Annotated in this window: 3 protein-coding genes and 1 pseudogene; 2 read left to right on the top strand and 2 right to left on the bottom strand. The window is 33.3% G+C overall.

Annotated features, from left to right (window positions below; all coding sequences use genetic code 11):
* Positions 1-523 precede the first annotated feature (523 nt).
* A complete protein-coding gene (locus F6K22_RS30380; protein ID WP_293106798.1) occupies positions 524-1,213 on the bottom strand; it encodes a DUF4340 domain-containing protein in 690 nt (229 codons plus the stop codon).
* A gap of 560 nt (positions 1,214-1,773) precedes the next feature.
* Complete coding sequence (locus tag F6K22_RS30375; RefSeq protein WP_293106796.1) at positions 1,774-3,516, bottom strand: GldG family protein; 1,743 nt, start codon at positions 3,514-3,516, stop codon at positions 1,774-1,776.
* A 1,194-nt stretch (positions 3,517-4,710) separates the two neighbouring features.
* Between F6K22_RS30375 and F6K22_RS30370 the strand changes: the two genes are divergently transcribed.
* Both F6K22_RS30370 and F6K22_RS30365 read left to right on the top strand, forming a co-directional pair.
* Positions 4,711-5,100 carry a hypothetical protein gene (locus tag F6K22_RS30370; RefSeq protein ID WP_293106793.1) on the top strand — a complete coding sequence of 130 codons (390 nt, stop codon included), beginning with the start codon at positions 4,711-4,713 and terminating at the stop codon, positions 5,098-5,100.
* A gap of 3 nt (positions 5,101-5,103) precedes the next feature.
* Positions 5,104-5,328: pseudogene (locus F6K22_RS30365) on the top strand (hypothetical protein); the annotation flags it as partial.

Genomic DNA, 5,328 nt, shown 5'->3' with positions numbered 1-5,328 from the left:
TTATCATCAAAATTTGTTGAGAGATTTTAGCTGGCATTGCTTGATAGTCTGGTTGAGCAGATAGTATCTTTTGAAGCTGATGATAAGAAAGATAAGTATTTGAAAATATCAAAAACTGATGAACTAAATAATTAGCATACTTATAGAGATTTTTAGATAACAAAAACGGTCGGTCAATTTCAGTATAGCAATCCGTGCATAGGTTGCGGGTAATCAAAAAGTAGATAAAAAAACTGAAATTCCCACCAGTTAAGTGTTCCCAGTTAAGCGTTCCCTAAAAGCAGTAAGATTTTTATACACAAATAAAATAGGATTGCTATATAAAACCGATTATTTTTTGTATGGGATATGTCTCTCAACTAATTTCATAAATCAAGGAGTTAAAATTACTAAAGGATTCGAGCATTTCGGAATTTTTCTGATTATTTAGTCTGGAACTCTCAGCCAATTTCATTATACTATTAAAAAGATGGTCGAGGGTTATTAAATTTTACTTCCGATTTTTATGCTTCCTTAATAGCAGTTATTCTGTTAACAAATAATTATCATCAGGTGAGGGAGATACCTCTGGACTACTAGATGATTTTTCAGTTTCTAACTCATCTTTTTTATCTGAAGATTCTTCGGCTTCACCCGATGATTCTTCTGTTTTTTCTTGTTTTTCCCATTCGGAAACTGGTTTAGTTAAGACATTTTTGAAGTTGACAGATAACAACAAAACAGATACTTCTTCCGGCGGTTCTCCCTCCGGTTCTAATTGAGAATATATAAAATTACCATCAAAGTCTGGTTGACCTAAAAATAGACGACTGGTTTTACCTTCTTTGAGTTTAATTTCTACAGTTATTTCTGGTTTTTCTAAACCATATTCTGATAACTGAGAAGCTGAAGTAGTGATGGAGCGATCGCTTTTTAAGTTTGTTAGTTCAGCTAGTAAAAATTCTACTGTTTGTAAGTCAGCTTTTTTTTCTACAGGTGCGGTTATATTCCAGGTTTTTTCTTCTGCTTCTTGGTCTATTTTTAAGGTTAATGTTTCTGACTCTTGTTTGATGGTAATAGTCTGAATTTGTTCTGACTCAAAATCAAACACTTGTTTTTGTTGTTCTTGGATTTCTGCTTGTTCTTGTTTGCCTCGAATTTCATGGAAGTAAACAAATCCTCCTAAAGCAACTGCTGTTAACATTAATATTAAAGTTGTTCTTTTAATTTTCATGATTTTAGGGAGTAGGGAGTAGTCAGTTATCAGTTATCAGTTATCAGCTATCAGCTAAATATTTTTTCTAGTCTTATCAATAAATATTTTTTCTAGTCTTATCAAAATAACAAAGTAAAAATTTCACTCCTGAATTATCCATTATTAATTATCCATTATTCATTATCAATAGTCCACCCATAAACCGGGTTTATCGACGAAATTTCGGAAAAATAATAATCAAGGTAATAAACCAGGTTTCTTGTTAATCAGTTATCAGCTAAATATTTTTTCTTTTATAAGAATAACAAAGTAAAAATTTAACTTCTGAATTCTGAATTCTAAATTCGCCCATTCTAAATTCTGAATATTTTTTCTAGTCTTATCAAAATAACAAAGTAAGTAAGTAGGCGTGAATAAACCTTACTATCTAACGAAATTTTAAAGCAGTTGAAACCCGTATCTATTGCTTCCTTCCACTCGGTGACCGTCGCTTCGGAGGTACTTGTAGATTTTTTCACCTACCTACTTAAAAATTTAACTCCTGAATTATCAATTATCCATTATCCATTATCCATTAATTAACGTCTTTTCCACCAGATTATTCCACCAATTGCCAGAGCTAAAATTGGCAGAATTACAATTGCCATCCAACTTAAAAATCTAGCTTGCACTAAAGTCATTGCAATGCGACGGTTTGTAGTTTTTTTCGGACTAATAGAAAGTGTTTCTTGTTCTGGTTTACTTAACCAAGAAACTGAGTTAAGAAAAACATCTCCATTCAGTTGTTGTTGAAACCAACCATTTGTCGCAAATTGAGAATTTCCTAACACTATCAAACGTGCTTCTTCTGATTTATTTTCTGATTTTGCCTCTATTTTACTAGAGTCTAATTCATCTGGCGGTTGACCGGGAAGTGGGGGAATAACCTCTGCTGAAGTTGTCTCTTTTTCTGCTTCTAATTCTGAAGTAGAAGTTGTCGCAGGTTGATTAGGTGGTTGACCGGGAAGTGGAGGAATAGGAGTAAGGTTTAATTCCGTTTCCTGACTTTTTTCCTCAGTGGAAGAACGAGTCAAAGCTACACCTAAAGATAATGGCCCAAGCCGATCCCTACCCTCATTAAATCTTAACTGACCCCTTAAATCTGTTTCTGCCCAACTTTGGTCATTAGTCCAAATTAGAGGACTTTCCTCTATCCCATCTATGTCTTCACTTTCGATGGGACGGGCAAAAGGATATAATGAAATACCATTGCCAAAATCTTGAGTAATAGGATGTTCTCCATACCTAGTTACTAATACCACCCAGGGGTCAAGACCTACTAATCTACCAATTTCTGGATTATCTATTGCCAGGCGATCGTCAACTAATACACCCCACTCTGCAAATAAATCATTTAATCCTGGGTCGGTGCTTGGGTCTAACATTATTAATACACCGCCACCTTGGTCTAAATATTCTTGTAAAGCAGTAACTTCTGCTTCTAAAAATTCTCTTTGAGCGCCAGCAATAATCAGAACATCTGCATCTTCTGGTACTTGAGAAATAGTTGCCAAGTTGATAGATTCTATTATGTAATTTTTATTTTCAAGAGCATTAACAGCTTCAGAAAAACCTTCTTGACCTTCTTCTAATTTTCGTTCCCCATGACCTTGAAGAAAGTAGATTTTTAAAGTTCTGCTGCCCAGTATTTTTTCGATACTATTTGTCAGTTTAGATTCGGTTAAGGGTTCTAGTTGTCTACTAATAATAACTTCTTTTTTTTCTCCGACTTCGAGATGTATTTCTCCTAACTGTTTGACTCCAAATTGATTGGCTTTTCCAGGTTCTGTTTGAGGGTCTACTAACTCAAACCTAAATTTACCATTTCCTTGTCTTTGATAATTTTCTAATAGTTGGGAATATTGGGGATTTTCACCCCGGTCAAATATCCAAAGTTTGACTGGTTGTTCGAGATTTTCTAATACTTCTATAGTTTGTGGTGATAATGTAAATTTTTGGTTTTCAGTAAAGTCTATTCTAGTTTGATAACGAACTCCTAAAAAGTTAATTAGTGCCAAAATTATTAGTACGGAAATAGTAGCAAAAATTGCGTTTGTACCTGCTTCGGTTGCTCGACCACTCCACCAACTTGTTGTTGAGTTTCGTTCTACAGAATAAGCTTGATAAAAAATCCATAAACCAGTTATTACTATGCCGGCAGTTATTAAAGCTAATGGTATAGGTTCCCAAGTTCCTGAAACAAAACCTGCCGATACACCGATAATAGTTAAAATTGGTCCTAACCAAAATAAATAATTCCAAGTACTTTTGATAATTTTCATATTATCTTTTTTTCGATTTGTAAATTGTCTTGAACAGGAAATAAGGAATAATACTGTTTCACGGAAGTTAAAAGTCAAAAGTTAAAAGTCAAAAGTAATATTTTATAGGCTCAAAACTCTGATGCTACACTAATTTCAGGAAATTATTTCACATCTAAAGTTTGAAACTCTTTGTAACATTCTTTTTTGAAATTGGTATAACACAGAAACAATATTATAAATAAATTTAGGGATTTATGCAATGAATGATTTAGTTATTTCCCTAGAAGCTGAAAGGCAAAACGGTAAATTAAGAAGAGATTTTTTCTCTTGTTTCAGTCAAATGAAGTCTTAATTTTATACCTCCCGGCAAGTTGTCTTTTCATAATTTTGGTATAAGACTCGAACTAAAATAATATTGATTTAGTTATCTATAATTACTTGAGGGATTAATCTCTAAGTAATTGAATATTCTATCCTTTGCTTTCTATCCTCTTCAATAGGTTTCTCTTCTTCCTTGAATTACGGAAAGTCTCTCATGCAAATAAATTTACCAGTGGTTGAAAAAAAATTTTGCTGTTGAAGTGCATATTTCTGAATTTTTATCCTGATGAATAAGTACCAGAGCAGAATTAATCTAACATTTTTGGGAGGGTAGTAGACGGACATATCTAAAATGTTGCAATAGTAGGGACAGGTTTTGCTTCAAATTAATGATATTAACATTTGATGAAATGAACCTACCCCGTCGCCCCACCCCCATGACCTAATGGACAAAATTAACTGTGTCAATCCAGTAGGTATAAATACGTTAAAAATCTCAATTAGTTAAAAATTATCCTTTTAGAAGACTTAATTAGTGAAATTATTCGCAAGCGCAAAGCTACTGCAGATGTTCCTAAAAAATCTGTGGATTATTTTAATTGTTTGGAATTAAAGATAAGTAAACTTAAAGATTTACAAGAATCAATTCTTAGATTATCAACTACTTCTTCGATGGGAGTTTAACAACTTTATCAAATTGATTTTCAGACAATATTAAACAGAATTACTCAAGAAGGTAAGGTCTGGGAAAATCTCTGGCAAAGACTTAATCGTGACACAATTAATATTGGTGTTGTCGGGTTAGCACGTCAAGGTAAGAGTACCTTTCTACAAAATGTCGCTGGATTAACGGATGAAAAAGATGAAGGAATTATTCCTAGTAGCGATCGCTTGCCTTGTACTACTGTTCAAAGTAATATTTATCATCATGAAGGGGATACTTTTGCTAAGGTTTATTTTCATTCTGAATCTTCTTTTATTCAGGAGATTATTACGCCTTATTATCAAGAGTTAGGCTTTGAAAATATTCCGAAAAATCTTCATGAGTTTGCTAATTTTGCATTTCCTTCTCAGCCTATTAATCCTCAGCATCCTGCTAAAGCTGAGGCTATTTATGAGCATTTACGACAGGATTATTATGTTCATCTAAATAAATATTCTGATTTATTACAGTCGAAAAAGCGTTTTATTGAGGTTCCAAAGGATGAAATAAGAGAGTATGTTTCTCAAAGTTATGATGCTAAAAGTAATCCACAGTTTTTCAATCATTTAGCTGTATAAAAGGTGGAAATTTTTTGCCGTTTTCCTCAAGTAGGAGTGAAAAAATTGGCTTTAGTTGATATGCCTGGTTTGGGAGATACTAGACTGGGCGATACAGAAAGAATGATTAAAGCTTTGGCGGAAGATATTGATTTTATTTTGTTGATTCGGAGACCAGGAAAAAAAGGAACGGGGGATTTTTTACGGAAGGAAGATGTGAATTTATATGATGTCGCTTCTCAAGCTTTA

Source organism: Okeania sp. SIO2F4 (assembly GCF_010672385.1).
GTDB lineage: Bacteria > Cyanobacteriota > Cyanobacteriia > Cyanobacteriales > Microcoleaceae > Trichodesmium.
The sequence above is the reverse complement of the archived record's forward strand: the minus strand, read 5'-3'. Positions and strand labels throughout refer to the sequence as shown.